Source organism: Pseudomonas sp. B10(2017) (assembly GCF_002113295.1).
Classification (GTDB): Bacteria; Pseudomonadota; Gammaproteobacteria; order Pseudomonadales; family Pseudomonadaceae; genus Aquipseudomonas; species Aquipseudomonas pudica.
Genome location: NZ_NEJU01000043.1, coordinates 1 through 3,290, shown reverse-complemented (window position 1 = coordinate 3,290; position 3,290 = coordinate 1). Strand labels below are relative to the sequence as shown.

At 51.3% G+C, this 3,290-nt stretch carries 2 rRNA genes; both read left to right on the top strand.

Features of this window, described 5'->3' with window-relative positions:
* Positions 1-178 precede the first annotated feature (178 nt).
* Positions 179-3,069: ribosomal RNA gene (locus CAF92_RS26175) — 23S ribosomal RNA — on the top strand.
* Between the two features lie 131 nt (positions 3,070-3,200).
* Positions 3,201-3,290: ribosomal RNA gene (gene rrf / locus CAF92_RS26170) — 5S ribosomal RNA — on the top strand; the annotation flags it as partial.

Genomic DNA, 3,290 nt, shown 5'->3' with positions numbered 1-3,290 from the left:
GGCTTTTGTCAGATCGTTCTTTAAAAATTCGGATATGTGATAGATATAGACTGATGGCCAGTTTCACTGCTGGTTAATCAGGCTAAGGTAAAATTTGTGAGTTCTGCTCGAAAGAGCAACATGCGAATTTTCGGCGAATGTCGTCTTCACAGTATAACCAGATTGCTTGGGGTTATATGGTCAAGTGAAGAAGCGCATACGGTGGATGCCTTGGCAGTCAGAGGCGATGAAAGACGTGGTAGCCTGCGATAAGCTTTGGGGAGTCGGCAAACAGACTGTGATCCAGAGATCTCTGAATGGGGGAACCCACTCAGCACAAGCTGAGTATCTTGTACTGAATACATAGGTGCAAGAGGCGAACCAGGGGAACTGAAACATCTAAGTACCCTGAGGAAAAGAAATCAACCGAGATTCCCTTAGTAGTGGCGAGCGAACGGGGACCAGCCCTTAAGTTGATTTGAGATTAGTGGAACGCTTTGGAAAGTGCGGCCATAGTGGGTGATAGCCCCGTACACGAAAATCTCTTGTCAATGAAATCGAGTAGGACGGAGCACGAGAAACTTTGTCTGAATATGGGGGGACCATCCTCCAAGGCTAAATACTACTGACTGACCGATAGTGAACCAGTACCGTGAGGGAAAGGCGAAAAGAACCCCGGAGAGGGGAGTGAAATAGAACCTGAAACCGTATGCGTACAAGCAGTGGGAGCCTACTTGTTAGGTGACTGCGTACCTTTTGTATAATGGGTCAGCGACTTATATTCAGTGGCGAGCTTAACCGAATAGGGGAGGCGTAGCGAAAGCGAGTCTTAATAGGGCGTTTAGTCGCTGGGTATAGACCCGAAACCGGGCGATCTATCCATGGGCAGGTTGAAGGTTAGGTAACACTGACTGGAGGACCGAACCGACTACCGTTGAAAAGTTAGCGGATGACCTGTGGATCGGAGTGAAAGGCTAATCAAGCTCGGAGATAGCTGGTTCTCCTCGAAAGCTATTTAGGTAGCGCCTCATGTATCACTCCAGGGGGTAGAGCACTGTTTCGGCTAGGGGGTCATCCCGACTTACCAAACCGATGCAAACTCCGAATACCTGGAAGTGCCGAGCATGGGAGACACACGGCGGGTGCTAACGTCCGTCGTGAAAAGGGAAACAACCCAGACCGTCAGCTAAGGTCCCAAAGTCATGGTTAAGTGGGAAACGATGTGGGAAGGCTTAGACAGCTAGGAGGTTGGCTTAGAAGCAGCCACCCTTTAAAGAAAGCGTAATAGCTCACTAGTCGAGTCGGCCTGCGCGGAAGATGTAACGGGGCTCAAACCATGCACCGAAGCTACGGGTGTCATCTTTGATGACGCGGTAGAGGAGCGTTCTGTAAGCCTGTGAAGGTGAGTTGAGAAGCTTGCTGGAGGTATCAGAAGTGCGAATGCTGACATGAGTAACGACAATGCGAGTGAAAAACTCGCACGCCGAAAGACCAAGGTTTCCTGCGCAACGTTAATCGACGCAGGGTTAGTCGGTCCCTAAGGCGAGGCTGAAAAGCGTAGTCGATGGAAAACAGGTTAATATTCCTGTACTTCCAGTTATTGCGATGGAGGGACGGAGAAGGTTAGGCCAGCCTGGCGTTGGTTGTCCAGGTTTAAGGTGGTAGGCTGAAATCTTAGGCAAATCCGGGATTTCAAGGCCGAGAGCTGATGACGAGTTGCCTTTAGGCGACGAAGTGGTTGATACCATGCTTCCAAGAAAAGCTCCTAAGCTTCAGATAACTGGGAACCGTACCCCAAACCGACACAGGTGGTTAGGTAGAGAATACCAAGGCGCTTGAGAGAACTCGGGTGAAGGAACTAGGCAAAATGGCACCGTAACTTCGGGAGAAGGTGCGCCGGCGAGGGTGAAGGACTTGCTCCGTAAGCCCATGCCGGTCGAAGATACCAGGCCGCTGCGACTGTTTATTAAAAACACAGCACTCTGCAAACACGAAAGTGGACGTATAGGGTGTGACGCCTGCCCGGTGCCGGAAGGTTAATTGATGGGGTTAGCGCAAGCGAAGCTCTTGATCGAAGCCCCGGTAAACGGCGGCCGTAACTATAACGGTCCTAAGGTAGCGAAATTCCTTGTCGGGTAAGTTCCGACCTGCACGAATGGCGTAACGATGGCGGCGCTGTCTCCACCCGAGACTCAGTGAAATTGAAATCGCTGTGAAGATGCAGTGTATCCGCGGCTAGACGGAAAGACCCCGTGAACCTTTACTATAGCTTTGCACTGGACTTTGAATTTGCTTGTGTAGGATAGGTGGGAGGCTTTGAAGTGGGGACGCCAGTTCTCATGGAGCCATCCTTGAAATACCACCCTGGCAACTTTGAGGTTCTAACTCAGGTCCGTTATCCGGATCGAGGACAGTGTATGGTGGGTAGTTTGACTGGGGCGGTCTCCTCCCAAAGAGTAACGGAGGAGTACGAAGGTGCGCTCAGACCGGTCGGAAATCGGTCGTAGAGTATAAAGGCAAAAGCGCGCTTGACTGCGAGACAAACACGTCGAGCAGGTACGAAAGTAGGTCTTAGTGATCCGGTGGTTCTGTATGGAAGGGCCATCGCTCAACGGATAAAAGGTACTCCGGGGATAACAGGCTGATACCGCCCAAGAGTTCATATCGACGGCGGTGTTTGGCACCTCGATGTCGGCTCATCACATCCTGGGGCTGAAGCCGGTCCCAAGGGTATGGCTGTTCGCCATTTAAAGTGGTACGCGAGCTGGGTTTAGAACGTCGTGAGACAGTTCGGTCCCTATCTGCCGTGGACGTTTGAGATTTGAGAGGGGCTGCTCCTAGTACGAGAGGACCGGAGTGGACGAACCTCTGGTGTTCCGGTTGTCACGCCAGTGGCATTGCCGGGTAGCTATGTTCGGAAGAGATAACCGCTGAAAGCATCTAAGCGGGAAACTTGCCTCAAGATGAGATCTCACTGGGATCTTGAATCCCCTGAAGGGCCGTCGAAGACTACGACGTTGATAGGTTGGGTGTGTAAGCGCTGTGAGGCGTTGAGCTAACCAATACTAATTGCCCGTGAGGCTTGACCATATAACACCCAAGCAATTTGCTAGCGCAGATTGCGGTGGTGAAGACGAAAGAACCGAAAGTTCGCAACATCACAAATATCGCATATCCGGATTCGCTGGGCTGTCCATCTGGACATTCTGGCAACAGAATTTCTTGACGACCATAGAGCATTGGAACCACCTGATCCCATCCCGAACTCAGCAGTGAAACGATGCATCGCCGATGGTAGTGTGGGGTTTCCC